General features: G+C 65.4%; 24 protein-coding genes. 2 read left to right on the top strand and 22 right to left on the bottom strand.

Translation table 11 applies throughout. From position 1 onward, the window contains the following. Positions 1–165: 165 nt before the first annotated feature. Positions 166–1,878, top strand: a complete 1,713-nt coding sequence (locus tag HB681_RS30795) for a solute carrier family 23 protein (protein WP_213958692.1) — start codon at positions 166–168, stop codon at positions 1,876–1,878. A gap of 24 nt (positions 1,879–1,902) precedes the next feature. On the opposite strand, the gene HB681_RS30790 is transcribed toward HB681_RS30795, so the two are convergent. From HB681_RS30790 to HB681_RS30780, 3 genes are all read right to left on the bottom strand, one after another. Next, complete coding sequence (locus tag HB681_RS30790; protein WP_256354452.1) at positions 1,903–2,199, bottom strand: hypothetical protein; 297 nt, start codon at positions 2,197–2,199, stop codon at positions 1,903–1,905. 154 nt (positions 2,200–2,353) lie between these two features. Next, positions 2,354–2,719, bottom strand: coding sequence for a DUF1428 domain-containing protein (locus HB681_RS30785; RefSeq protein WP_213958691.1), 366 nt, complete (start codon positions 2,717–2,719; stop codon positions 2,354–2,356). 202 nt (positions 2,720–2,921) lie between these two features. Further along, a complete protein-coding gene (locus tag HB681_RS30780; protein WP_213958690.1) occupies positions 2,922–4,145 on the bottom strand; it encodes an MFS transporter in 1,224 nt (407 codons plus the stop codon). Between the two features lie 136 nt (positions 4,146–4,281). On the opposite strand from HB681_RS30780, the gene HB681_RS30775 reads away from it, so the two are divergent. Then, positions 4,282–4,962 (top strand): transglutaminase family protein, encoded by a 681-nt coding sequence (locus tag HB681_RS30775; protein WP_213958689.1) that lies wholly within the window; start codon positions 4,282–4,284, stop codon positions 4,960–4,962. A gap of 12 nt (positions 4,963–4,974) precedes the next feature. Here the strand turns inward: HB681_RS30775 and HB681_RS30770 are convergent, their stop codons facing one another. The 19 genes from HB681_RS30770 to HB681_RS30680 form a co-directional block, all read right to left on the bottom strand. Then, entirely contained in the window at positions 4,975–5,379 is a 405-nt protein-coding gene (locus HB681_RS30770) for a hypothetical protein (protein ID WP_256354451.1), read from the bottom strand. A 166-nt stretch (positions 5,380–5,545) separates the two neighbouring features. Next, complete coding sequence (locus HB681_RS30765) at positions 5,546–7,108, bottom strand: sulfatase-like hydrolase/transferase (RefSeq protein WP_213958688.1); 1,563 nt, start codon at positions 7,106–7,108, stop codon at positions 5,546–5,548. A 102-nt stretch (positions 7,109–7,210) separates the two neighbouring features. Then, complete coding sequence (locus HB681_RS30760; protein ID WP_213958687.1) at positions 7,211–7,774, bottom strand: methylated-DNA--[protein]-cysteine S-methyltransferase; 564 nt, start codon at positions 7,772–7,774, stop codon at positions 7,211–7,213. 98 nt (positions 7,775–7,872) lie between these two features. Next, complete coding sequence (locus tag HB681_RS30755; protein ID WP_213958686.1) at positions 7,873–8,778, bottom strand: SDR family oxidoreductase; 906 nt, start codon at positions 8,776–8,778, stop codon at positions 7,873–7,875. Between the two features lie 157 nt (positions 8,779–8,935). Further along, positions 8,936–10,756, bottom strand: coding sequence for an FAD-binding oxidoreductase (locus tag HB681_RS30750; protein WP_213958685.1), 1,821 nt, complete (start codon positions 10,754–10,756; stop codon positions 8,936–8,938). Between the two features lie 33 nt (positions 10,757–10,789). Next, positions 10,790–11,728, bottom strand: coding sequence for a glutathione S-transferase family protein (locus HB681_RS30745; RefSeq protein WP_213958684.1), 939 nt, complete (start codon positions 11,726–11,728; stop codon positions 10,790–10,792). A gap of 16 nt (positions 11,729–11,744) precedes the next feature. After that, positions 11,745–12,761 (bottom strand): NADP-dependent oxidoreductase, encoded by a 1,017-nt coding sequence (locus tag HB681_RS30740; RefSeq protein WP_213958683.1) that lies wholly within the window; start codon positions 12,759–12,761, stop codon positions 11,745–11,747. A gap of 19 nt (positions 12,762–12,780) precedes the next feature. Further along, entirely contained in the window at positions 12,781–13,215 is a 435-nt protein-coding gene (locus HB681_RS30735) for a PaaI family thioesterase (protein ID WP_213958682.1), read from the bottom strand. A 4-nt stretch (positions 13,216–13,219) separates the two neighbouring features. Further along, positions 13,220–14,017 (bottom strand): SDR family oxidoreductase, encoded by a 798-nt coding sequence (locus HB681_RS30730; protein WP_213958681.1) that lies wholly within the window; start codon positions 14,015–14,017, stop codon positions 13,220–13,222. A 29-nt stretch (positions 14,018–14,046) separates the two neighbouring features. Further along, on the bottom strand, positions 14,047–14,328 hold the full coding sequence (locus HB681_RS30725) for a Dabb family protein (protein ID WP_213958680.1): 282 nt from the start codon (positions 14,326–14,328) through the stop codon (positions 14,047–14,049). Continuing rightward, positions 14,325–14,528 carry a hypothetical protein gene (locus HB681_RS30720; protein WP_213958679.1) on the bottom strand — a complete coding sequence of 68 codons (204 nt, stop codon included), beginning with the start codon at positions 14,526–14,528 and terminating at the stop codon, positions 14,325–14,327. The genes HB681_RS30725 and HB681_RS30720 overlap by 4 nt, the downstream gene beginning before the upstream one ends. Beyond that, complete coding sequence (locus HB681_RS30715; protein ID WP_213958678.1) at positions 14,528–16,360, bottom strand: acyl-CoA dehydrogenase; 1,833 nt, start codon at positions 16,358–16,360, stop codon at positions 14,528–14,530. Before HB681_RS30715 ends, HB681_RS30720 begins: the two co-directional genes overlap by 1 nt. After that, positions 16,357–16,812, bottom strand: a complete 456-nt coding sequence (locus HB681_RS30710) for a PaaI family thioesterase (protein WP_213958677.1) — start codon at positions 16,810–16,812, stop codon at positions 16,357–16,359. Before HB681_RS30710 ends, HB681_RS30715 begins: the two co-directional genes overlap by 4 nt. 2 nt (positions 16,813–16,814) lie before the next feature. Further along, positions 16,815–17,990 (bottom strand): acetyl-CoA C-acyltransferase, encoded by a 1,176-nt coding sequence (locus HB681_RS30705; RefSeq protein WP_213958676.1) that lies wholly within the window; start codon positions 17,988–17,990, stop codon positions 16,815–16,817. 31 nt (positions 17,991–18,021) lie between these two features. Further along, positions 18,022–19,494 (bottom strand): M20 family peptidase, encoded by a 1,473-nt coding sequence (locus HB681_RS30700; RefSeq protein ID WP_213958675.1) that lies wholly within the window; start codon positions 19,492–19,494, stop codon positions 18,022–18,024. A 21-nt stretch (positions 19,495–19,515) separates the two neighbouring features. Next, positions 19,516–21,621 carry a 3-hydroxyacyl-CoA dehydrogenase NAD-binding domain-containing protein gene (locus HB681_RS30695; RefSeq protein WP_213958674.1) on the bottom strand — a complete coding sequence of 702 codons (2,106 nt, stop codon included), beginning with the start codon at positions 21,619–21,621 and terminating at the stop codon, positions 19,516–19,518. Between the two features lie 328 nt (positions 21,622–21,949). Further along, positions 21,950–22,645, bottom strand: a complete 696-nt coding sequence (locus tag HB681_RS30690; protein ID WP_213958673.1) for an ABC transporter ATP-binding protein — start codon at positions 22,643–22,645, stop codon at positions 21,950–21,952. A gap of 2 nt (positions 22,646–22,647) precedes the next feature. Then, the gene (locus HB681_RS30685; protein WP_213958672.1) at positions 22,648–23,418 is read right to left on the bottom strand and encodes an ABC transporter ATP-binding protein; all 771 of its coding nucleotides are present in this window, start codon (positions 23,416–23,418) and stop codon (positions 22,648–22,650) included. Between the two features lie 14 nt (positions 23,419–23,432). Next, complete coding sequence (locus tag HB681_RS30680; protein ID WP_213958671.1) at positions 23,433–24,728, bottom strand: branched-chain amino acid ABC transporter permease; 1,296 nt, start codon at positions 24,726–24,728, stop codon at positions 23,433–23,435. Between the last annotated feature and the right edge of the window lie 3 nt (positions 24,729–24,731).

Here is a 24,731-nt window from a genome sequence, read left to right as displayed (position 1 = left end):
CCCTGGATGGTGTGAAGAGGTTCCAACAGGCTGTTGATAGACGAGTCGGGGCCGCGGCGGAGGCTTTGCGGGATCGTATTTCAACAGCCTGCCAGTGCCCCGCCTGCACGATCTTGCCGATCCAGACAGAATGCACGCCACCGCCGACTCCTGGAACCTCCCCGCATGTCGCACAAGCCTGCTGGCCTCCTCTACGGGGTCGACGACAAGCCGCCCCTCGGCGTCAATGTCCTCAGTGGCCTTCAGCATGTCGGCCTGATGTTCATCTACCTCGTGTATCCGGTGCTGGTGGCGCATGCCGCGGGTGCGACGCCCGAGGTGGCTTCGACGATGGTCAGCTTCACGTTGCTTGCGATGGCCGTGGGCACCGTGCTGCAGGTGATGCGCTTCCGGCGGATCGGCTCCGGCTTCCTGTGCCAGCCTGCGCCGAGCGTGGTGTACGTGGTGCCCTCGATGCTCGCCGCGCAGCATGGCGGGCTGTCCGCGGTGTTCGGCATGACGATCGTGGCCGGGCTGGTCGAGATGATCCTGGCGCGCGGTCTGCCACACCTGCGCAAGCTGTTCACGCCCGAGATCACGGGGCTGGTGGTGCTGCTGTCGGGGATCTCCGTGGGCGTGGTCGGCCTTCGCACGGCTGTCGGTACCTCTGTCGATGCCGGCGGCGTGCCCGCGGGCATCGACATGACGCTCGGGCTGGCGACGCTGGGATTGATGGTGGCGCTGAACGTCTGGGGGCGCGGCGTGCTGCGTCTTTACTGCGTGCTGATCGGGCTGACGGCCGGTTGCCTCGCGGCCTGGGCGCTGGGGCGCTTCGACAGCGTGGAGGTGGCGCATGTGTCGGCCGCGCCACTGCTGGCGTTGCCGGGGCTGTCGCATCCGGGCTGGTCGTTCCACTCGAGCCTGTTGCTGGCCTTCGTGGTGGGCGCCGTCGCCGCGGTGTTGAAGACCATCGGCAACGTGACCACTTCGCAGAAGGCCAACCAGGCCAACTGGGTGCGGGCCGACATGCGCACGGTCGGCGGCGGCGTGATGGCCGACGGACTCGGGAACGTCGTCGCGGGTGCACTCGGAGCACATGGCATGAACTCGTCGACCGGCGCGGTGGGTCTGGCCTCGGCCACGGGCGTGACGAGCTGGCGCGTGGGCTACTCGATCGCGGCGATCCTGCTGGTCGCGGCCTTTGTGCCCAAGCTGGGCTTGCTGGTCAACCTGATGCCGCGCGCCGTGCTGGGCGCGGCGCTGGTGTTCTCGTCGACCTTCATCGTGCTGAACGGGCTGGTCATCATGACCTCGCGCCTGCTCGATGCGCGCAAGACGCTGGTGATCGGGCTGTCGATCGTGATGGGACTGGCGGTGGAGATCTACCCGGGCTTCCTGGTGGTGCTGCCACCGGGGCTGCGCGCCTCGCTCGGCAACGCGATGGTGTTCGGCACGCTGGTGGGGCTCGGGCTCAACCTGCTGTTTCGCATCGGGCTGCGCAAGACGGTGTCGATGACGGTGCAACCCGGAGGGCTTGATCCGGAGGCGCTGGAGGATTTCCTTGAGATGCAGGGCGGCGTGTGGGGCGCGCGCCGCGACGTGATCGTGCGTGCCAAGTTCAACCTGGTCCAGTCCATCGAGACGCTGGCGTCGAGCGGTGTCGCCAACGGACCGCTGGTCATCGAAGCCTCGTTCGACGAGTTCAACCTCGACCTGCGTGTGTCCTATGACGGCGATGCACTGGAGTTGCCGCAGGTGCGCCCGACGATCGAGGAAATCATCGACTCGGGCGACGGCGAGCGCAGGCTGGCCGGGTTCCTGCTGCGGCAGTTTGCCGATCGCGTGTCGTCACGGCGGGTCGGACCGCGGGCGACGGTGGCCTTTCATTTCGATCACTGACGAACAGCGTGCCCGGCTGGAACTTCAATCTGCACGCTTGAGCGTCGACAAGTCGACCTCCCCGTTCTGGCTCGTGAACGTGGCACCGCCGGGGGCGGATCCGCCGGTCTGCGACACGCCCGTGATGCGATGGTCGCCGGTTTCGTATTGCGCCAGGCGGCCATCGCGCTCCACAGCCAGGCGTCTTTGCGCCGGGAAGAATGCATAGCGCATGCCGTCCTGCTGGCCGCTACTCGACGGGTCGCTGAGCCCTTTCGGCCACCAGCTGCTGTCCGGCGGGGCCATCGGCTTCATGGCCTCCATCGGTTTCATGGGTTTCATGGGCTGCATCGGTTCCATTGCTTCAATTCCTTGTTCAAAGGCGCCTCCAATCGGCTTGCGCTGGCCTCTGTCGCGACGCGATCACCAGAGGTTCTTGCGTCGATCGCCTTGACGGGCGCACTTGCCGCATCGAAGTCCCTGACGAGGCGGTGTCTCAGCGCGGGTTGCCAAGGTCCACCACGGGCGTGAACCCGCCGAAGATCATTCGCATGCCGTCGAAGGGCATCGGGTTGGTCTTGGGATCGAGGCGCGGGTCCTTCATGACCTTGTCCATCGCGGCGTCGCGCGTCGCCTTGTCCGGCCACTCGATCCAGGAGAAGACGACCGTTTCATCGTCCTTCGCCTGGACTGCACGCCGAAAATCGGTTTGCTTGCCCGCCTTGACGTCATCCCCCCAACACTCGAGAACGCGAGTCGCGCCATGCTCCAGGAAGACGGAGTCACCCTTGTTCGCGTGCTCGATGAACCTGGCCTTGTTGGCCGTGGGGACGGCGATGACGAACCCGTCTATGTAAGCCATTCGATCAGCTCCTAAAACAAGCCTCAAGCTTTCTCCCCTCCCCCGTCGCACTCTGTCAGTCGCGCGCATGGCGCCTCGTAGGAACTTGCTCACACGAGCGACGAAGATGCAGCTGCCAGCGAGTTGGCAACAGGCCGGACATGGGCGCAAAGCGCGCGTCCCGCGCGACTCAGCTGACAAATTGGCCGACTACAGCAGTGCTTCAGGCCCGGCGGCGCGTGTAGTGGAGAAAGAGCAAGGTCGACCCGGCCAAGGCCATGGCGAAATAGAAGAACACCGTGACCAGCCCGAGCGTCGACGCAATCCATCCGCTCACGAGTTGGTGAAAGGCGGTGCCGCAGAAGAACATCAGGTTCAGCGCCGCGAGAGCCTTGCCGGACTTCTCCTTCGGCGTCGACGATTGACCCATCGCGAAGAGCAGGGGTTGCGTCGAAATGCAGCAGCCGAAGGCAAAGAAGATCCACGCATCGAATGACGGCGAGCCCACGTAGCCGCCTTGCAGCCAGCCTCCCGGCGCTGCAGCAACGACGATGAGCAACAGCAGGCCTGCCACGAGGTGGCTGCCCGCGAGCAAGGCACGCCGGGCTCCGGTCACCCTGTCGATGGCCCCTGCAACCAGCGGCCCGATCGCCAACGCGAGCGTCAGCGGGATGAGGGCGTTGCCGGCCTCGATCCGCGTCAGTCCCTGGACCTCCATGAACCACGGGCCGCCCCACACGCCGCGCACCGCGAGCGCGGCGGCCAGTGAGGTGAAGGCCAGCAGCACCGGCCCGCGCATGGGAAGCGAAGCGGTCATCCGCAGCACCTCCTGGAACTCCGTCTTCAGCTTGAGCGAAGGCGCTGTCGCCGTTGGCTTTGTCATGGCCGGCACGACCAGGGCAACCAGCGCACCGATGCCGACCGCCATCGCAGCCGAAACCCAGAAGCTGGCGCGCCAGCCGTGATGCTCGATGAGCCATGCCATGGGCGTGGCGGACAACAACATGCCGCTGTTGCCGATGCTCAGGATCAATCCCGACCACATCGCGAAGCGTGCCGGCGGCAAGGTCTTGGCGGCCAAGGTGAAGGGGCACAGCAGCATGCCGCAGCAGCCGATGCCCAACAGAGCCTGGGCCGCGAAAAAACCGAAGGCGTCTTGCGCGAGCGCCCCGGCGATCGCGCCGAGCGCCGTGATCGCGAACAGTGACAGGGACACCGTCCTGACCCCCAGCCTGTCCAGCATCACGCCCGCCGGAATCTGCCCGAGCGCAAAGAAAAGATGGTAGGCGCCGGTGAGCACACCGAGGTAGCCGGTCGTCGTGCCGATGTCGGCGGACATGACATCGGTGGCGATGGCGGGCAAGGTGCGAATGAGGTTTGAAAGCGTGTGGCCGAACGCGAGGATGACCAGGGGCAAGGCGACTTGCAGCGACGCGGGCAACGGCATGGGGCGAGTTGGAATAGGCACTCTTCGATATTGCCCTATCCGGATGCGCTTCACGTCGTGGCGTCTGCCCGCCCTCGAATCAGGGGATGCAGATGCCTGTCGAACCGATGGATCGGGCTTCTGGTAAATATCGGGAATGCAAATCACGACTCCAGGCCCGACCAGGGCGACCCTCGCAGCGACCGCGCTGATCGACAGTGACCACCCCAGCGTCGTCGACTTCGCGGCCACGCACGCGCAGGGCGCCGACGATCGCGAGCGCGCCGTGTCTCTTTACTACGCGGTGCGCGATCGCTTCCGCTACGATCCGTACCGCATCGACTTGTCCCTGCAAGGCATGCGGGCGAGCCAGGTGATCGAACAGGGGTATGGCTGGTGCGTGCCCAAGGCCGCCCTCCTCGCGGCGGCTGCGCGGGCAGCCGGAATTCCCGCGCGGGTCGGCTACGCTGACGTACGCAATCACCTGTCGACGCAGCGCATGCGCGAGACCATGCAGACGGACGTCTTCATCTGGCACGGCTACGCCGAACTGTGGCTGCAGGGTGCCTGGATCAAGTCCACACCCGCGTTCAACGTCGAGTTGTGCCAGCGCTTCGGCCTGTTGCCGCTTGAATGGGATGGGCGAGCCGATTCGCTCTACCACCCTTTCGACGGCGAAGGGCGGCGGCACATGGAGTACGTCGGAGAACGCGGCGCATACGACGACATGCCACTCGAGCGCATCGTGAGCGACTTCGCGACCACCTACCCGGCGTGGCAAGGGCTCACGCAGGCCGGCGTGAGTTTCGACGCCGATGTGCAGCGGGAAGCGCGTTAAGCCAGCCTCACTCTAGAGATCCTCGATGACCAGCGCGCGGTAGCGCTGAGCCATCGCATACGGAACCTGCCGGACCACCTGCATCATGCGTTCCGCCGACTCTGCATCCGGCGTCTCGACCAGCAGCCCGTGGTGGCCTTCGAGCGCCAGCTTCGTGTAGGCCCGCACGGTGGCGCCTTCCGTACCGGCGGAAGGCAGCGGATTGTCAGCGTCATCCACGGTCGGCGTGATCTGCCGCAGGATCGTGGCCGGTTCGAGCAGGAATACATTGCTCTCCGGCATCTCGGCGGAAAGGCGATCCCCGGTCGCGTTGGCATCGGCTCCATCGGGAAACATCACCAGTGAATAGCCGGTCGGATAGAAGGTCTTGCCGATCAAGGACACCATGCTCGGGTCCAGACTGAAGGGTTGCAACATGGGCGTCTCCCAAAAAAGAAAGAGGCGCAAAGCATGTGCAGCCGTGCGGCAGCGACAGGTAGGAAAAGGAACAGTTCGCGCGTCAACGCATGACGCGCGCCAACCCGATGGGCCATCACTGTGAGAAGTAGTCGCGCAGCTGCGTGTCCTGCTTGCCGGCCCGTTCTCAGCGCAGTCGATCGCCATCCACCTTTTCACCGAGGCGTCGCATGACCCACCGGGTTCTGTCAGCAGCCGGTGACATCGCTCCGAGATCGACAGCCACCTGCCGCTCGTCGACATACCTGATGGCCGCAGCGTTGAGCAGCGTGGGCACCAGGTCGGCATGCATCGCCTTCGCTCCTTGGTTGGCGCGGAGCCGTTCCCATCGCGCGGCGTTGGCGGCGCGCCATTCGTCGCTCGCCCACATGACGACCGGGACTCTCGTGTCCCAATGCGTTGGATCTTTCAGCGCGTGCTGAAAGAGCTTTCGCTCGTCGTCGAGCAGGTTCTCGCCATGGTCAGGCGTGAACATCACGAAGGAAGAGCCGCCCGCCTGCGCCACCTCCGAGATCACGGCATCGACGAACCGGAGGGATTCATTGACGGCGTTGTCATAGGCACGCAGGAAATCCGGAAGCGTGGATTCATCCGGGAATTCAGAAAGCTTCGAGCAATCTGCCTGGAAAGCAGCCGTTGCCGGGTCATAGCGATCACAGTACGAAAAGTGTGCGCCGTAGGCATGCAGCACGATCAGTTTCCTGGGCGCGTTCTGCGCGAGCACCGATCTGAGCGATGGCAGAAGGCTTTCCCGATCGGTTCTCTTTGCTGTCAGGAACATGTCGATTTCGGCGTCAGGCCAGGCGATGCCTCTTTCCTGGAGAGCGAGCCAATAGGTGTGAAACCCCGCCTCCTCGAAGGCCTTCATGAAGGTTGCGTCCTTGCTGACCCGATATGCACCGCCAGGCATTTCGCGCGAGACGAGCAGAGGGACCGACGTGTGCGTACTGCTGGAGCCGGACGTCACGTCGCAATAGATGATCGCGTCGTGCTGGATGCCGACCTGCTTTTGCCCGCCGCATGCGCCGAGCCGATCGGCACGCACCGATTCCCCGATGATGAGGATGTATATCTCGTTCTGCGGATGAAGGCCCGGCAACCGCGAGGCGCCCCAGTTCGCGGTTGCCGAGCGCGGATTGGTGGCCGCATAAGCCGATGCCGTCGGGATGAAGTCGTCGCGGCCGATCGCAGAAGCGGCGGCCACGGAAATGACATTCAGCGGCCACGCCCTCAGCACAGTGCGATGAAAGACCGCGCCGACCATGACCAAGGCGACGGTGATGGCCGCGAGAGTTGCCGAAGACCGCTTCCGGCGCGCCGTCCGGGTGGATGGCGTGCGGAACAACACCCAGATCGGCGTGGCGAACAGGAGCGCGGCCAGGGCTATCCACACGACATAAGGCTGGATGACCGGCCATGCTTCGCGTGGATCCGGCCGGATCAGGGCCGCCTCGAGAAGGTTGACATCGCGTAGCCAATCGGCTCCCACGGCCAGAACACCGAACAGCGCCGGTACATAGGTCAGCACCAGGAACACTCGAAGCCCCAGGATCGCCCGAAGCAAGCCAAAGAACGCCGCGCTTGCGATAACGAGGTAAGCAGCCCCGGGATCTCGAAGGTGCGTGGACCCAAAGATCCACAGGGCTGGTATCAGCAGGATGGCGTTCCAGACACAGTCGATCAGTCTCACGACGCGGTGCCGTCTGTTTGCTATCGGCGCGGATGCCACACTCGCCTTCTCCGGATCGCTGTGGTGCTCCATGACGCACGAACGTCAAGCTGGCACAGCACGCTAGTCGAACAGCGCCAGCGACCCGCTCGGCGAAGTGCCCTCAATGGCCAGCATGCGCAGCTTGGTCGGCACGCCGCTGCCGCCGGAAAATCCGCCCGGCTTGCCATTGGCCGCGAGCACGCGGTGGCACGGCACGATGGGCGCGAACGGATTGCGCCCCAGCGCCTGGCCGACAGCCCGCGCCAGGCCCTTGTCGCCCAGTTCCTGCGCCACCTCGCCATAGGTGCGCGTGTGACCAGGGCCGATACGGCGGGCGATGGCGTACACGCGCTGATGAAACTCGGGTACGCCCGACATGTCGAGCGGTACTTCGCGCAAGTCGCGTGAGCTACCCTGCATCAGGGCCTGCACGCCCTCGATCGCTGCCTGCGCGAACGGCGGCGGCTCGCCATCCTCCAGAGCGCCGGTGCCCTGCAACAGCCGCGCCCGGGTGCAGGCGGGATTGGCTTCCGGCAGTTGCACCGCCACGATCGCTTGCGCGTTCCACGCGATGCAGCACGGTCCGATGGCGGTGTCGAACAGCGCGCAGCCGCGGCACTGGGTCTTCAGCGCTTCCAAGGGCATCCCATGAGTCAACTCCTGTCGATCCGGGCCGGATCGCTGGGTAAAGCTCGATTGTCACCAATCCGCGGAACCGCCCTGCAACAACACCCGTCGCGGTGTCAGGGCGTGCGGAGCTGCGCGCGCAACGCAATGCCGATCTCGGGCCGCTCGAGGAACGGGTCGGCCGGGTTGGTGATCGACACGATGTTCTCCATGCGACTCTTGACGTTGCCGAGCGCCTTCGGGTGGCTGAACACATAGAACTGGTTTGCGCTGATGGCGTCGAACACCTTGTTCGCGACCTCTGCTGCCGTCACCTTGCCGCTGCTCACCGCCTTGTCGCTCATGGCCTGGCCGATGAGCTGGCTCTTGGTGAGCTGGGCCTGTGTCGGCGCATCGGGCCGGTTGCGCTCGCTCCTGGTGATGCCGGTGGGCACGAAGTAAGGGCACAGCAGGCTGGCGCCGATCTGGTCAGTGACCAGCGTCAAGTCCTGGTACATCGTCTCGGTCAGGCTCACGACGGCCGCCTTGGCCGCGTTGTAGATGCCCATGTTCGGCGGCGTCAACAGGCCGGCCATGCTGGCGGTGTTGGTGATGTGGCCGCGGTAGGCCGGATCCTTGGCCGCTGCCTCGAGCATCATCGGCACGAACAGGCGCACGCCGTGCACCACGCCCCAGAGGTCGACGCCGAGCACCCATTCCCAGTCGGCCACGGTGTTCTCCCACACCAGGCCACCGGCGCCGACGCCGGCATTGTTGAAGACGAAATGCGGCGCGCCGAAACGTGCCTTCACATCCGCGGCCAGTTGTTCCATCTGCGCGGTGTTCGAAACGTCGACCTTGCGTGCCAGCACCTGCGCGCCGGCGGCTTCCATCTCTGCTTGCGCCGCATCGAGCGCGTCCTGCTGCACGTCGACGAGAACGAGGTTCATGCCCCGCGCCGCGCCGATGCGCGCGCATTCGAGCCCGAAGCCCGAGCCCGCGCCGGTGAGTACTGCCGTCTTGCCCTTGAAGTCCTGAATCATGGATGCCGTCCTGTGATGTCTCTGAAAACTGAGGAATGAAGTCCGTCGGCTATTGGACCCCGTTGCGCGCGTCCGGGCTGTCGTTCAGGCGACGAGATGGCCTGGGAGGCTCCGGACAAGTCGCCAGATGCGCCGTGGCTTGTGCGGGCGCTCCCGCTCAAGCCGTGCGGTTGAAGCCGTCGGTGCTCCAGCCTTCGCTGCCCACGCCGTTGTGGACGAAGAACAGGCCATCGGGGTCGTAGCGGGCCTTCACTGCCTGCAGGCGCGGGTAGTTCGTGCCCCAGTACTGGCGCTGGAAGTCCGGCTCGAAGTAGTTGCTCTCCGAGACATAGGCGCCGCCATTGGGCGCGACCCTGCGCAGCTCGGCGACGGCGCGTGCGATGGCTTGCGCCCGCAGGCGGCCTCGCGCGACATCAGGCTCATGGCCCGCGACGCCAGGATAGGCCGGCTGCTCTTCCGCGCCCATGATGGCCAGCGCAAAGGCATCGAGCATCAGCGGATTCGTGGCCGTGTCCCTGGCCGCCGCGATCGCCTCGGCCGGCGCGCCGGCCAATCCCTTGTTCGTGTGCAGCCCGATGCCCGTGTGTCGCGATGCCGCGAACAACGCATCGCACAAGGCGTCGCGCCGGTCGTCGCGCAGCAGCGATGCAGGCAGCCAGGCGGAGTCGTAGCCATGCAGAAACTGGCCGGCCTGCCCCTGGTCGCCGGGCCAGAAAACGTTGGTCTTCGGCGCGCCGGGCCGGTCGTCTGTCGCGAGCACGCCCGCCAGCTTCTTGAACGTCGTCGCCGACCAGAACTCGCGCGCCGACAGCGACGCGATGAAGGGCGCCGACTCGAACCAGAAGTCCGCCGGCGCACTCGCCACCGCGTCGACGAAGGGCTGCCATGCCATCTGCGCCTGCCCGCGATTCAGAGCCTGGAACACCATCGAGACGCGCAGGACGTTGTCCGGCCGCACGCGGATCTGCTCGCCCCAGTGCGGGTTCATGAGGTTCTTCGCGTAGTGTTCGACCATGAGCCCGATCAGCCGCCGATACGCCTGCGGCGACAGCGCCTTGACCGACATGTTCACCGCGCCGAATTCCCCGGGCAGGTCGTGCACGCGCAAGGTCACCCTTGTCACGACGCCGAGGCTGCCGCCGCCCCCGCCCTTGAGCCCCCAGAACAGCTCCGGGTTGGTGCAGGCGTTGGCGAGGCGCACGGCGCCATCGGCGGTGACGATCTCGGCCTCCAGCAGGCTGCCGGCGGCAGTGCCGTATCGCTTCGAAAAGCTGCCGAAGCCGCCGCTCTGCACCAGACCCGCCACGCCGACGGTGGTGCACCCTCCCCCCTGCACATAGCCGCCAGCCTGCGTCGTGACCGCGTCGTAGGCATGGGCCCAGAGCGCGCCTGCTCCCATGCTCACTGCGCGCCGCGGCACGGCATCGCAACCCGCGGGCACGAAGCTGTCGTGCATCTGGACGCCATTCATTCGGCGCGTCCACACCAGCAGCGAATCGGCGCAATTCGAGGTGCCCTGATAGCTGTGGCCGCCGCCCTTCACCACCAGCCGCAGCCTGTTCTGCCGTGCGAAGTCGACGGCGGCAACCACGTCCCGGGTGGTGCGCGCCGCCATCGCATACACACTGGGTTTCGAGGTCCATGCATCGACCCAACCCAGTGTCTGGGTCAGCGCGACATCGTCGCCGGTGAAGTAAGGGTTCTTGACGGCCTTGAAAAGCTGCGCGCAAGCCGCGCTCGTCGGCGTCGCCATACAGGCGTCCAGCGGCGTTTGCACCTTGATGAGCGCCCCTTCGACCTGCTGGCCGAGCCGTTGCCAGGCCTCGTCCGAAGGCCAGCCCGGTTCACCGGGCCGAACGCGCGCAAGTGGCGATGAAGCGGCCCGGGCGCGCCACGGAACAACGCCCAAGGGCGCGACCAGAACACCGCCCGCCACAGCCTGCAGCACCCGCCGCCTGGGAACGGAACCAGGGTTCATGGCGCCTGATCCTGAGGGGATCTCTCGTGCGCGTCAGCCTTCCGCCTTGCGCAGCACGTACCCGATGCGCGGGAAGTGCACGTGCACCGTGCCCACACGCTCGTTGCTGCGCTCCAGCGTGTAGTGCGTGCGCGTGGCCGCGACCAGCTTGCCGGCTGTCTCCTCGAGGCCGAAGCTCTCCGCGCGCACCGTGACGTCGCTGCCCAGCGCAATGCCGTGGTCGTCCTGGAAGGTGCTGTCGGTCAGAAGCGTGTTCGGCCGCGTGGCCTTGGCCGCGGCGATGGCTTCCTCGGCAGTGAACTTCTCCGGCGCGCCGTGGCCGATGGCGTACATGCGCTCCATCCAGTCGACCACGCCCGGCGTCAGGTCGAGGATGCCGCGTACCGAGTCGATGCGGCGCGTGTACCAGAGCGGGTGGTAGGCCGCGAAGTCGGCAATGCACGGCGCCTCGCCCAGCATGAAGGGCTTGTCGTCGAACATGTCCGACAGGCGGCGCAGGTACGACTTGTAGGCGCTCGTGGCGTCGGCCGGGCGCAGGCGCGTCATGTTGCCCGCGCTCATCTTGCCGCGGTCCTCGCCGAAGGCCTTGGCGGCTTCGGGCGGCGCCTTGGAGAACACCTCGGCCGCGCCCTTTGGCTGCAGGTTCCAGGCCATGGCGGCCCAGAACAGCGTGCTGTCGGCCCACTGCGCGAGGATGCGCGACAGGCCTTTCTCGGGCTCGGGGTACAGCGTCGGCTCGGGTTGCAGGTGCTCGAGCACGTCGGCGATCAGCGCGGTGTCGCAGTACATGTCGGCGCCGATCTGCAGGAACGGCGTCTTGCGGTAGCCGCCGGTCAGCACCTCCACGTCGGGCTTGGGCATGATCGGCGGGATGAAGACCGACTTCCACGGCAGCTTCTTCGCGCCGAGGATGAGCCGCACCTTCTCCGAGAACGGCGAGGTGGCGTAGTGGTGCAGGATCAGGTCGGCCATCGTTCTTCCTTGTGCGTCAGATCAGCTTGACGAGTTGCTTGCCGAAGTTCTTGCCTTTCAGCAGGCCCAGGAACGCTTCAGGCGCGGCTTCGATGCCTTGCGCCACCGACTCGCGCGGCTTGAGCTTGCCGGAGCCCACCAGCGCACCCAGTTCCGCGAGCGCCTCCGGCCACACTTCCATGTGCTCGCTGACGATGAAGCCTTCGATCTTCAGGCGGTTGATGAGGATCAGCGCCGGGTTGGCCAGCGGCATCGGCGCGCCATCGTAGCCCGCGATCATGCCGCACAGCGCGACGCGCGCGAAGGCATTGCAGCGCAGCAGCACCGCGTCGAAGATGTAGCCGCCGACGTTCTCGAAATAGCCATCGATGCCCTTGGGGCAGGCTTCCTTCAACGCCGCGCTCATGCTCTTGACATCGGGGTGCTGGCGGTAGTCGATGCAGGCGTCGAAGCCGAGTTCATCGGTCACGTACTTGCACTTGTCGGGGCCGCCGGCGATGCCGACCACGCGGCAGCCACGCGCCTTGGCCAGCGCACCGAAGGCGCTGCCGACCGCGCCGCTGGCGGCGGTGATCACGACGGTGTCGCCTTCCTTGGGCGCGATGATCTTCACCAGGCCATACCAGGCCGTCACGCCCGGCATGCCGACCGCCCCGAGGTAATGCGACAGCGGCACGTGCGTGGTGTCGACCTTCTTCAGCGCGCCGGGCTGCGAGGCATCGACCACGCTGTACTCCTGCCAGCCGCCGAAGCCAACGACCTTGTCGCCCGCCTTGTACTTGGGATGCTTGCTCTCGATCACCTCGCCCACGGTGCCGCCCTGGAACACGTGGCCCACGGATTGGCTGGCGGCGTAGCTCTTGGAGTCGTTCATGCGACCGCGCATGTAGGGGTCCAGGCTCATGAAATGGTGGCGCACCAGCACCTGGTTGTCGGCCAGCGCCGGCGTTTCGGTGGTCACGAGCTTGAAGTTGCTCGCCGTGGCCTCGCCTTCGGGGCGATTGTCGAGATGGATCTGCTTGTTGATGGGCATGGGGTGTCTCTTGGAAAAACTAGTCTGTTGAAACCGGCTGCAGTGCATGCACTTCGCTGCCGCTGACCGGAAGGCGTTTCACGTATTTGAAGGTGCCCGTCGCATGGGAACAAGCGCGGCCCTTCTCGTCATAGACCGTGGCTTCGGTGAAGGCCATGGTGGCCGTGCGATGCATCAGGCGCCCCTTGGCTATCAAGGGCCCGCGCGACGCCTGCATGAAGGTGGTCTTCATCTCGATGGTGACCACGCCCATGTCGTTCTGCACGCTGCGCGCCGCGGTGGCCATCGTCACGTCGAGCAGGGTCATGGTGACGCCGCCGTGCGCCACCGCAAAGCTGTTGGTGTGCTCGGGTTGCGTCGTGTAGTGCATCTCGGACTCGCCGTTCTCGAAACGCTCGAGCGTGAAGCCCAGGAGGTCGACGAACGGAATCGCGACGCCGAATGGGATCGACATGACGTCAGGCTGCCCCGAGAACCACGCTCACGCCGCCATCCACCGCCATCCACTGGCCGGTGATGTGCTTGCCGGCATCGCTCGCGTACAGCAGCGTCAGGCCCTTCAGGTCTTCCTCGTCGCCCAGGCGGCGCAGCGGCGCGGCATTGGCCATCTTTTCCTCGCCGATCGACTGGATCAGGCCCGTCGCCATCTTGGTCATGAAGAAGCCCGGGCAGATCGCATTGACGTTGATGCCGTACTTGCCCCATTCCGCGGCCAGCGTGTGGGTGAAACCGATCACCGCCGTCTTGGAGGTGTTGTAGGCCAGCGTGGTCATCTCGGGCGGATTGCCGTTCAGGCCGGCGATCGACGCAATGTTGATGATCTTGCCGGCCTTCTTCGGGATCATGTACTTGTTGGCGACCTGCTGCGCCAGGATGAAGTAGCCGCGCACGTTGAGATTCATCACCTTGTCCCATGCCGCCACCGGATGGTCCTCGGCCGGCGCGCCCCAGCTGGCGCCGGCGTTGTTCACCAGGATGTCGATGGCGCCCATGCGCTCCAGCGTCTCGTCGGCCAGGCGGCGGGTGTCTTCTTCCTTCGAACAATCGGCTGCGATCCAGCGTGCGTCGATGCCGGCGGCCTGCAGCTCGGCCGCGGCCTGTTCCAGGTCCTCGGCCTTGCGCGAACTCAGCATGATCTTCGCGCCGGCTTCACCGAGCGCATGCGCCATCTGCAAGCCCAGGCCGCGCGAGCCGCCGGTGATGAGGGCGGTCTTGCCCGTGAGGTCGAACAGTTTCTGAACGGTGCGAGGTGTCATGTGGTGGGTCTCCAGTGTCTTGGGGTCGATCAGATCTCGTAGTCGAGCACCGCGCGCGATTCACGCAGGGTGCCCAGGAATGCCGAGACCTTCTTGTGGTGCGGATGAACGATGTAGGCCTCCAGCGCCGCCGCGTCGTCGAAGCTCGAGTTCAGCACCACGTCCTGGTTGGCTTCCAGGCCGTCGGTGCGCGTTCCCACCTCGAACTCGCGCATGCCGGGCACCAGCCCCTTGCAGGTGTCGAGTTCGGCCTTGAAGCGCGCGGCCTGCGTGGCGTCGAGCAGTTTCCACATCACGATGTGCTTGATCATGGCTTGTCGTCTTTCAGTCGGGAACGAACATAAATGAGGACCACGCCCACCACGGCAGCGACGGCGCCGGGAACGGCCAGCATCCAGCCGGTGAAGGAGTCGATGCGGGCGGTGGCAATGCCGAGGATCACCAGGAACAGCCCGCCATAGATCAGGATCCAGATCCAGTTCTCGATGCGGGCATGCGGATTGGCGGCCATCAGAATGCCTCTTCCGGCATGTCGGTGCAAGTCGGATCGCGGCTTTCGACCACGTTCAGCCAGGCGCCGATTTTTGGCAACTCGTAGTTGAAGAAGTAGGCCGCGGCGCTGGCCTTGCCGGTCGTCACAGCCGATGCCTTGCCAGCATCGAGTTCCAGCGCACGCGCCGCCACGTCGAGCCAGATCCAGGCCAGCACCGTGTGCCCGAAAGCCTGCATGTAGGGCACGGCATTGGTCAGCGCCGAGCGCGGATCGCCGGTCGACCATGCCGCTTGCGTGGCCGTGCCGACGCGCTGCAGGGCCTCGCCGAGCGCCTTTGCATGCGCGGCAAGCTCGGGCACCTTGGCGGCACGCCCCATCGTCTCGGCCATGCGGGCCGCGAGCAACTTCATGCCGCGGCCGTCCTCCATCAACACCTTGCGGCCCAGCAGGTCGGCCGCCTGGATGCCGTGCGTGCCCTCGTGGATCATGTTGAGACGGTTGTCGCGCCAGTACTGTTCCACCGGGAAATCGCGCGTGTAGCCGTAGCCGCCGTGGATCTGGATCGCAAGCGAATTGGCTTCGAGACACCATTCGCTGGGCCAGCTCTTGGCGATGGGCGTGAGCACCTCCAGCAGGAGGCGCGCGTCATCGGCGGCCTGCGGCGTGCCGGTCTTCTGCTCGTCGACCAGGCGTGCGCAATACAGCGACAGGGCCAGCGAACCTTCGCAATACGACTTCTGCGCGAGCAGCATGCGGCGCACGTCGGCGTGTTCGATGATGCGCACCTGCGGCTTGGCCGAGTCCTTGCCGGCCGGGCCCGCGGGGCGCCCCTGCGGGCGGTTCTTCGCATACTCCAGCGAAGCGTAGTAACCAGCCATGCCGAGCATCACCGCAGCGGTGCCGACGCTGATGCGCGCCTCGTTCATCATGTGGAACATGCAGTGCAGGCCCTTGCCGGGCGAGCCGACAAGGTAGCCCACCGCACCGGCCTTGCCGCCGACGGGGTACTTGCCCTCGCCGAAGTTCAGCAAGGTGTTGGTGGTGCCGCGCCAGCCGAGCTTGTGATTGAGGCCGGCCAACGCGACATCGTTGCGCTCGCCAGTGAGATTGCCCTCGGTGTCGACCATGCGCTTGGGCACGATGAACAGCGAGATGCCGCGCGTGCCGGGCACCAGCTTGCCGTTCTCGTCCGGGATCTTGGCCAGCACGATGTGCACGATGTTCTCGGTCAGCTCATGGTCGCCCGAGGAGATCCACATCTTGTTGCCGGTCAGGCGGTAGCGCGGGCCGAGCGGATCACTTTCGAAGTTCGCACCATCGGGCACCGCGCGCGTCGCGACGTCGCTCAATGACGAGCCGGCCTGTGGCTCCGACAGGCACATCGTCCCCGCCCAGCGGCCCGAGAACTCGTTCTTCGCAAACACTTCCTTCTGCATGTCGGAACCGTGCACCAGCAGTAGGTTCGCATTGCCGCTGGTCAGCATGTTCGAGCCGATGCTCACTGAGGCCATCGCGAAGAAACTGTTGGCCGCCGCCTGCAGCGTGAACGGCAACTGCATGCCGCCGATCTCGTAGTCCTGCGCGGCGCTCATCATCCCGGACTCGACGAAGGCCTTGTGCGCGTCATGCGTGGCCTGCGGCAGGATCACCTTTTCGCCGTCGAAGTGCGGCTCCTGCGTGTCGACCGTGCGGTTGTGCGGGGCGTATTTCTCGCGCGCGATGCGTTCGCAGGTGTCGAGCACTGCGTCGAAGGTCTCGCGCGAGTGATCGGCAAATCGCTCGCGCTGATTGAGCGACTCGGCTTGCAGCCAGTCGTAGAGGAGGAAGTCGAGGGTGGAACGGAGGCTCATGTCGATTTCTGTGAAGGGTCGGGCAATCGGGCGATGGTGCCTTGCGCCAGCGCGCAAAGTTTTTCCTCGCCATCTTGCACGACGAAGATTTCGCAGGTGCAAACGGCCTGTGTGCTGCCCACATGCACCGCCCTGGCGCGCGCAATCAGGCGCTCGCCGATGGCCGGCCGCACATAGTTGATCTTGAACTCGGAAGTGACGACCGGCACGGCCATCGCCGTCCCGCCGGCAAACGTCAGCGCGTTGTCGGCAAGGTAGCTCAGCACCCCGCCGTGCACGAATCCGTTCTGCTGCTTGAGCTTGTCGGTGATAGGGAGCTGAAGGTCGATATGGCCGCGCGAGAGCTGATGCATCTCGGCGCCGACCAGCACGCTGAAGGGCTGCGAGGCGATCACCTCGCGACCCATCGCCAGGAAGGCGTCGGGCGAGACTGGATGGTCACCGCCCGCCATGGTCAGAGGACCTCGAACACGCCGGCAGCACCCATGCCGCCGCCGATGCACATCGTGACCACGACCTTCTTCGCGCCGCGGCGCTTGCCTTCGATGAGAGCGTGGCCGGTCAGGCGCTGGCCGCTCACGCCGTAGGGGTGGCCGACGGCAATCGCGCCGCCGTTCACGTTCAGGCGGTCATCGGGAATGCCCAGCTTGTCACGGCAGTAGATCACCTGCACCGCGAATGCTTCGTTCAGTTCCCACAGGTCGATGTCGTTGACCGTGAGGCCCAGCTTCTTCAGCACCTTCGGAATCGCGAAGACCGGACCGATGCCCATTTCATCGGGTTCGCAACCTGCCACGGCGAAACCGAGGAAGCGGCCGATCGGCGCCAGGCCCTTCTGCTGCGCGTACGTCTCATCGACCAGCACGCAGGCGCCGCCACCGTCGGAGAACTGGCTGGCATTGCCGGCCGAGATCACGCCGCCCGGCACCGCCGGCCGGATGCCGCTGATGCCTTCCTTGGTGGTGCCGGCGCGGATGCCTTCGTCGTTCTCGATGGTGACTTCCTTGGTGCGCAGGCCCAATTGGGCATCGGCCACGCCGGCCAGCACGGTCATCGGGGCGATCTCCGCCTTGAACAGGCCGGCTTCGAGCGCGGCGCTGGCGCGCTGCTGGCTGCGTGCACCATACTCGTCCATCGCCTCGCGGCCGATGTTGTAGCGCTTCGCCACGTTCTCGGCGGTCTGGAGCATGTTCCAGTAGATCTCCGGCTTGTGCTTCACCAGCCACGGATCGGTGCCCATGTGGCGGTTGGCTTCGTTCTGCACGCAGGAGATGCTTTCGACACCGCCAGCCACGTAGACGTCGCCTTCACCCGCGATGATGCGTTGCGCAGCGGTCGCGATGGTCTGCAGGCCCGACGAGCAGAAGCGGTTGATGGTCATGCCCGAGGTCGTGATGGGCAGGCCGGCGCGCAGCGCGATCTGGCGCGCGATGTTGCCACCGGTCGCGCCTTCGGGCGTGGCGCAACCCATGATCACGTCGTCCACCGAGGCCGGGTCGATGCCGGCGCGCTGCACGGCGTGTTGCACCGCATGGCCGCCGAGCGTGGCGCCGTGCGTCATGTTGAAAGCACCCTTCCAGCTCTTGGCAAGCGGTGTGCGGGCGGTAGAGACGATAACGGCGCTGGTCATGGCGATGTCCTTTGAGCGATGGTTGGAACGATTACAGGGGTGGCTGCTCGGTGTTGAGCAGCAACTGGTGATAGAAGCCGATCATCTCGGCATAGTTGGCGATCGACACCCGTTCGTTGGTGCCGTGGAAGCGCGCCAGGTCCTCGCTCTTCATCCGGAACGGCGAGAAGCGGTAGACCGACTTGCTGATCAGGCTCATGTGGCGCGAATCGGTGGCGGCGGTCATCAGGCCGGGCGCGACCACTGCGTCAGGGAAGGCCTGGCGAACCGTCTGTTCGATGGTGCGGTAGCCGGTGCTGTCGGTCGGCGAGACGGGCGATGGCTCCGAGTTGCCCGGGTAGGCCTTGATCTGGATCGCGTCGTTGTCGAGCGTCTTGCGCAGATGCGCTTCCACGCTCGCCAGCGTATCGCCCGGCAACACGCGGAAGTTGACCGCCGCCTCGGCACGGCCGGGCAGCACGTTGTCCTTGTTGCCGGCGCGGACGATGGTCAGCGCCGTCGTCGTGCGCAGCATGGCATTGCTGCTGGGCGACTTTTCCAGCTGGCCCTGCACCAGCGGTGCGGTGAGCCAGAGGTTCGACAGCATCACGCGGTTGACGCCGCTCATCTCGGGCGCCAGCGTGCCGAACATCTCCCCCGCGACGCCCTTGATGGCGCCGGGCATCTGGTGCGCCTCCAGGTTGGCCAGGGCCTTGCTCATGCCGCCGATGGCAGTGTGTTGCGCCGGCATCGAGGAATGGCTGGGAGCCGTGTCGAGCGTGAGGAAGAAGGTCGCATAGCCCTTCTCGGCCAAGCCGATCAAGGCGGCCGGCTGGCCCAGGCCCGGCAGCACGCCGTCGAGCACGAGGAGCCCCTCGTCGAGCACCCAGTCGAGTTCCACCCCGCGCGACTTCAGCAACTCGGCGATCGGCAGCGCGCCGCGCAGGCCGGTCACTTCCTCGTCATCCCCTGCGATCAGGTAGATAGTCTGCTTGGGCTTGAAGCCCTTGCCGATCAGCAATTCGATGGCTTCCATCTGCGCCAGCAGGTTGCCCTTGTTGTCGAGCGTGCCGCGGCCCCAGATGTAGCCGTCCTTGATCTCGCCGCTGAACGGCTCGACCGACCAGGCCTTCTCGGTGCCCGGCGCGATCGGCACCATGTCCTGGTGCGCCATCAGCGCGACCGGCTTGCGTGCCGGGTCGCTGCCCTGCCACGTATAGAGCAAGGCCTTGTCGCCGATGACTTCCTTCTTCAGGCTCGCGTGAAGCTTGGGAAACTTCTCGGCCAGATAGGCATGCAGTTTGTCGAACTCGGCGTTGTTCCCCTTGGGGTCGTCCAGGCTCGACACGGTACGAAACGGGATCGCACCCGACAGCCGCTTCGCGGCGGCCTGCGCATCGATGTCCAGCTTGGCCACAGGCCGCACCGCCAGCTGGCGTGACGGCGTGCGCCACGTCTTGACCGCAACCGCTGCCGCCAACAACAAAACTGCCAGCAGCAGGACTTGAAAGATTCTCTTGATCACAGTTGCGGTCTCGTCCGTCGTTTAGCTGAAGCTCTTGCCTTCGGCGACCAGCTTCTGGATCAGCGCCGCCGGCTCCCAGAACTTGCCGTCGTCACGCGGGTTCTTCGCAAAGCGCTTCATCGCCTCGGCCACGTTGTAGAGGCCGGCCTGCGATGCGTAGTGCATCGGGCCACCGCGGAAGATCGGGAAGCCATAGCCGGTCAGGTACACCATGTCGATGTCGCCGGACTTGCTCGCGATGCCGTCTTCCAGGATGCGGGCGCCCTCGTTGACGAGGGCGTACACCAGGCGCTGCACGATCTCTTCGTCGGAGATCTTGCGCGGCGTGATGCCTTCGTCCTTGCGGTGCTTTTCGATCAGGTCCAGCACGACCTGGCTCGGGATCGCGTCGCGCTTGCCGGCCTGGTAGTCGTACCAGCCTGCGCCGGTCTTCTGGCCGAAGCGGCCCAGTTCGCAGAGCTTGTCGGCCGTGCGGCTGTACTTCATGTCGGCACGCTCGGTGGCGCGGCGCTTGCGGATCGCCCAGCCGATGTCGTTGCCGGCCAGGTCGCCCATACGGAACGGACCCATGGCAAAACCGAACTTCTCGATGGCCTTGTCGACTTGCTGCGGCGTGGCGCCTTCGTCCAGCAGGAAGCCGGCCTGGCGCGAGTACTGCTCGATCATGCGGTTGCCGATGAAGCCGTCGCACACGCCGGACACGACTGCGGTCTTCTTGATCTTCTTGGCGATGGCCATGACGGTGGCCAGCACGTCCTTGGCCGTTTCCTTGCCGCGCACGACTTCCAGCAGCTTCATCACGTTGGCCGGGCTGAAGAAGTGCATGCCGACCACGTCCTGCGGACGCTTGGTGAAGGCGGCGATCTTGTCGACGTCCAGCGTCGAGGTGTTGGAGGCCAGGATGGCGCCGGGCTTGGCGACTTCGTCCAGCTTCTTGAACACGGTTTCCTTGACGCCGAGTTCCTCGAACACGGCCTCGATGATCAGGTCGCAGTCCTTCAGGTCGTCGTAGCTCAGCGTGGTCGACAGCAGCGACATGCGCTGGTCGTACTTGTCCTGCTTGAGCTTGCCCTTCTTGACCTGCGCTTCGTAGTTCTTCTTGATGGTCGCGATGCCGCGGTCCAGTGCTTCCTGCTTCATCTCGAGGATCTTGACCGGGATGCCCGCGTTCAGGAAGTTCATCGAGATGCCGCCGCCCATGGTGCCGGCGCCAATGACGCCCACCGTCTTGATGTCGCGCTTGGGCGTGTCGTCCGCCACGTCAGGGATCTTGCTCGCTGCGCGCTCGGCCATGAACAGGTGGCGCAGCGCCGACGATTCGGGCGACAGCATCAACTGCGTGAACAGGCGGCGTTCCTCGGCCATGCCATCGTTGAACTTCATTGTGGTGGAGGCACGCACGGCCTCCAGGCACTTGAGCGGCGCCGGGTAGTTCTTCGACATGCCGGTGACCATGTTCCTGGCGAACTGGAAGTAGGCATCGCCTTGCGGGTGCTTGCACGGCAGGTTGCGCACCAGCGGCAGTTCAGCGGCGGGCTTGCCGGCGACGGACTTGGCGAATTCGACGGCTTCGTCGAACAGCGACTCGGCCGAGGCGGCCAACTTGTCGAACAGCTTCTGGCCGGGCGCCGACGCGAGCAGTTCGCTCTTCACCGGCTCGCCGCTGACGATCATGTTGAGGGCGGTCTCGACGCCCAGCACGCGCGGCAGGCGTTGCGTGCCACCGGCGCCAGGCAGCAGGCCCAGCTTGACTTCCGGCAGCGCAACGCTGGTGCCCGGCGCCACCACGCGGTAGTGGCAGCCGAGGGCCAGTTCGAGCCCGCCGCCCATCACCACGGAATGGATCGCAGCCACGATCGGCTTCGGCGAGGCTTCCAGCGCGAGGATCACGCTCAGCAGGTTGGGCTCCTGCAGCGCCTTCGAGGTGCCGAATTCCTTGATGTCCGCCCCACCCGAGAACGCCTTGCCGGCGCCGGTGATGATGATCGCCTTGACGGCCGGATCGTCGTTGGCCTTGCTCAGGCCGTCGGTGATGCCGACGCGGGTCGAATAACCGAGACCGTTGACCGGGGGATTGGTCATGGTGATCACGGCGATTTCGCCGAGCACCTTGTATTCAGCCGTCATGGCGCGTTCCTTTGAATGGGAAGGTAAAAAAACGAAGAGTTGGCCAAGGAGCGCGAGCCCGCGCTTGTCGAGCCACGCACTCACCCGCTGCCAAATAGCACGAGTGTTCTTTTTCTAAAATTCTAGGCGTATCCGGTGACCAGTGAATTTCGCCTTAGTCGCTACCGGGACAAGCGCCGGATGATCCTCTTAAAACGGCGCCGGCCCTGAAGGTGTGAAGATTCCGTAGCGAGGGCGCCGAGGTCGGGTCTGCGGCGCGGAACCGTACATCAGTACGGTGAGCACCGCAGGCCCGAGATCGGCGTCCGCAGTAGGAATATTCACGCCTTCAGACTTCGAGCCATTCTTTTCGGGTGGTGGCATCGGCGCGCAGGCTGTCCGGCGTGCCGTCGAACACGATGCTGCCATGTCCCATGACCAATGCGCGGTCCGAGATGTGCATCGCGATGGTGAGCTTCTGCTCGATCAGCAGCACCGAGATGCCGCGGCTCTTGAGCGTCTGCAAGTACTGCCCCACCAACTCGACAATCTTGGGCGCCAGGCCCTCGGTCGGCTCGTCGATGATGATCAGGTCGGGGTCGCCCATGAGCGTGCGGCACAGCGTCAGCATCTGCTGCTCGCCGCCGGAGAGCACGCCGGCCTCGGTGTGCTCGCGCTCCTTGAGGCGCGGGAACATCTCGTACATGTCCTTGAAGGTCCAGCGGCTGCCCTTCCCTGCGCCCTTCTGGCCGAGCAACAGGTTCTGTGCGACGGTGAGCTTGGGGAAGATGTCGCGGTTCTCCGGCACGTAGCCAAGGCCCAGGTGCGCCACCTCGTAGGCCTTCTTGCGCAGGATGTCCTGGCCTTTCCATTCGAGCTGCCCCTCGGCATGCACCAGGCCCATGATGGCCTTGGCGGTGGTCGAGCGGCCGGAGCCGTTGCGGCCCAGCAGCGCGACGATCTCGCCCTTGCCGACCTCGAATGAAACGCCGTGCAGCACGTGGCTCTTGCCATAGTAGGCGTGGATGTCGTTGAGTTTCAACATGATCAGTGTCCTGCCCCTTGCGCATCCGCGACCGAGGAGCCGAGATAGGCCTCCTGCACCTTGGCGCTGGCGCGCACCGCCGCCGGCGTATCGAAGGCAATGACTTCACCGTAGACCACCACCGCGATCTTGTCGGCCAGCCCGAACACCACGCCCATGTCGTGCTCCACTGTCAGCAAGGTCTTCCCGACCGTCACGTGCTTGATCAGCGCGATGAAGTGGGAAGTCTCGGTCTTGCTCATCCCCGCCGTCGGTTCGTCCAGCAGGATCACGTTGGCGCCGCCGGCGATCGTCACGCCGATCTCCAGCGCGCGCTGCTCGGCATAGGTGAGGTTCACCGCCTGCACGTCGCGCTTGCGCTCCAGCCCGATCTGGCGCACCAGTTCCTCGGTGCGCGCGTTGGCGTCGTCGAGGTTCGACAGGAAGCGCAGGAAGCTGTAGCGCGCCCCCGTGTGCCACAGCAGGCCGCAGCGCAGGTTCTCGAAGACGCTCAGCTTCGGAAAGATGTTGGTGATCTGGAAGCTGCGCGAGAGGCCGAGCCGGTTGATCTCGAATGGCGTCTTGCCGTCGATGCGCTGCCCGTTCAGCAGCACCTCGCCGCTACTGGGATGCAGCCGTCCGCTGATGAGGTTGAACAGCGTCGACTTGCCCGCCCCGTTGGGACCGATCACCGCGACGCGTTCGCCCGCATTCACCGAAAGGTCGATGCCGCGAATGATGTCGGTCTTGCCAAAGCTCTTGCGCAAGTTCTTGAGTTCGAGTGCGTAGGTCATGTGCCGTACCCTGCTTATGCAGCCTCCATGCGCTTGATTTCTGCTTCGATGTATTCCTGCGCGGCGCCCCAGGCGCGCGCGAACTTGCGCCGGACGATCTCCATCAGGCCCAGCCCGACCAGCGCAACCGCTGCCGCGCCAAGCCAGCTGCCCATGCTCGATGTATCCAGCGTCAGGCCGGCGAAATGAACCTCCGGCCCGAGCGCCGCATTCAACTGGACGTGGTAGACCATTTCCACCAACGCCGCGGCCCCGACGACCAGCAAAGCGCCCGTCACGATCAGCCCCACGTACAGTGGCCAGAACGGCTTGAAGCGACCGAACTTGGCCACCCGCAGGTTCATCATGATCAGGCTGGCGACGCCGCCCGGCGCGAACATCACCATCAGCAGGAACACCAGGCCCAGGTACAGCAGCCAGGCCTTGGTGAGTTCCGACAGCAGCACCGAGGCCAGCACCAGCAGCACCGCACCGATGATCGGCCCGAAGAAGAAGGTCGCGCCACCCAGGAATGTGAACAGCAGGTAGCCGCCCGAGCGCACGCCGCTCAGGCTGTCGCTCGCGTTCACGATCTCGAAGTTGATGGCTGCCAAGCCCCCGCCGATGCCGGCGAAGAAGCCGGCGATGATGAAGGCGAAGTAGCGCACCCGCTGCGTGTTGTAGCCAATGAATTCGACCCGCTCCGGGTTGTCGCGCACTGCGTTCAGGATGCGGCCGAGCGGCGTGCCGGTGAAGGCGAACATCAACGCGGTGCAGATGAAGCAGTAGACCGCGATCAGGTAGTACACCTGGATCTGCGGGCCGAAGGTCGCGCCCATGAACGTGCCGTACGTCCGGTTGGTCGTCACGCCGCCCTCGCCGCCGAAGAAGCCCGGGAACATCAGCGCCATCGAGGCCACGAGTTCGCCGATGCCCAGGGTGATCATCGCGAAGGTCGTGCCCGCCTTCTTGGTGGTCACGAAGCCGAACAGGATGGCGAAGAACATGCCCCCGATGCCGCCCACCAGCGGAATCAGCACCAGCGGCACCTTGAAGCTGCCCTCCGCGGCGAGGTTCATTGCGTGGATGGCGATGAACGCGCCCATGCCGGTGTACACGGCATGGCCGAAGCTCAGCATGCCGCCTTGGCCGAAGATCATGTTGTAGCTGAGGCAGATGATGATGAGATAACCCATCTGCGACAGGATCGTCAGCGCCAGGCTGCTGCGGAAGACCAGCGGCGCGACGATCATCGCGACCGCGAACAGCGACCAGACGGCGACGCGGCCGGCGTTCATGGGCTTGGCCCGTTTGGAATTCGAGTTGGCCATGTG

The sequence above is a fragment of the Variovorax sp. dw_954 genome (assembly GCF_018449755.1).
Taxonomy (GTDB): domain Bacteria; phylum Pseudomonadota; class Gammaproteobacteria; order Burkholderiales; family Burkholderiaceae_C; genus Variovorax.
The sequence above is the reverse complement of the archived record's forward strand: the minus strand, read 5'-3'. Positions and strand labels throughout refer to the sequence as shown.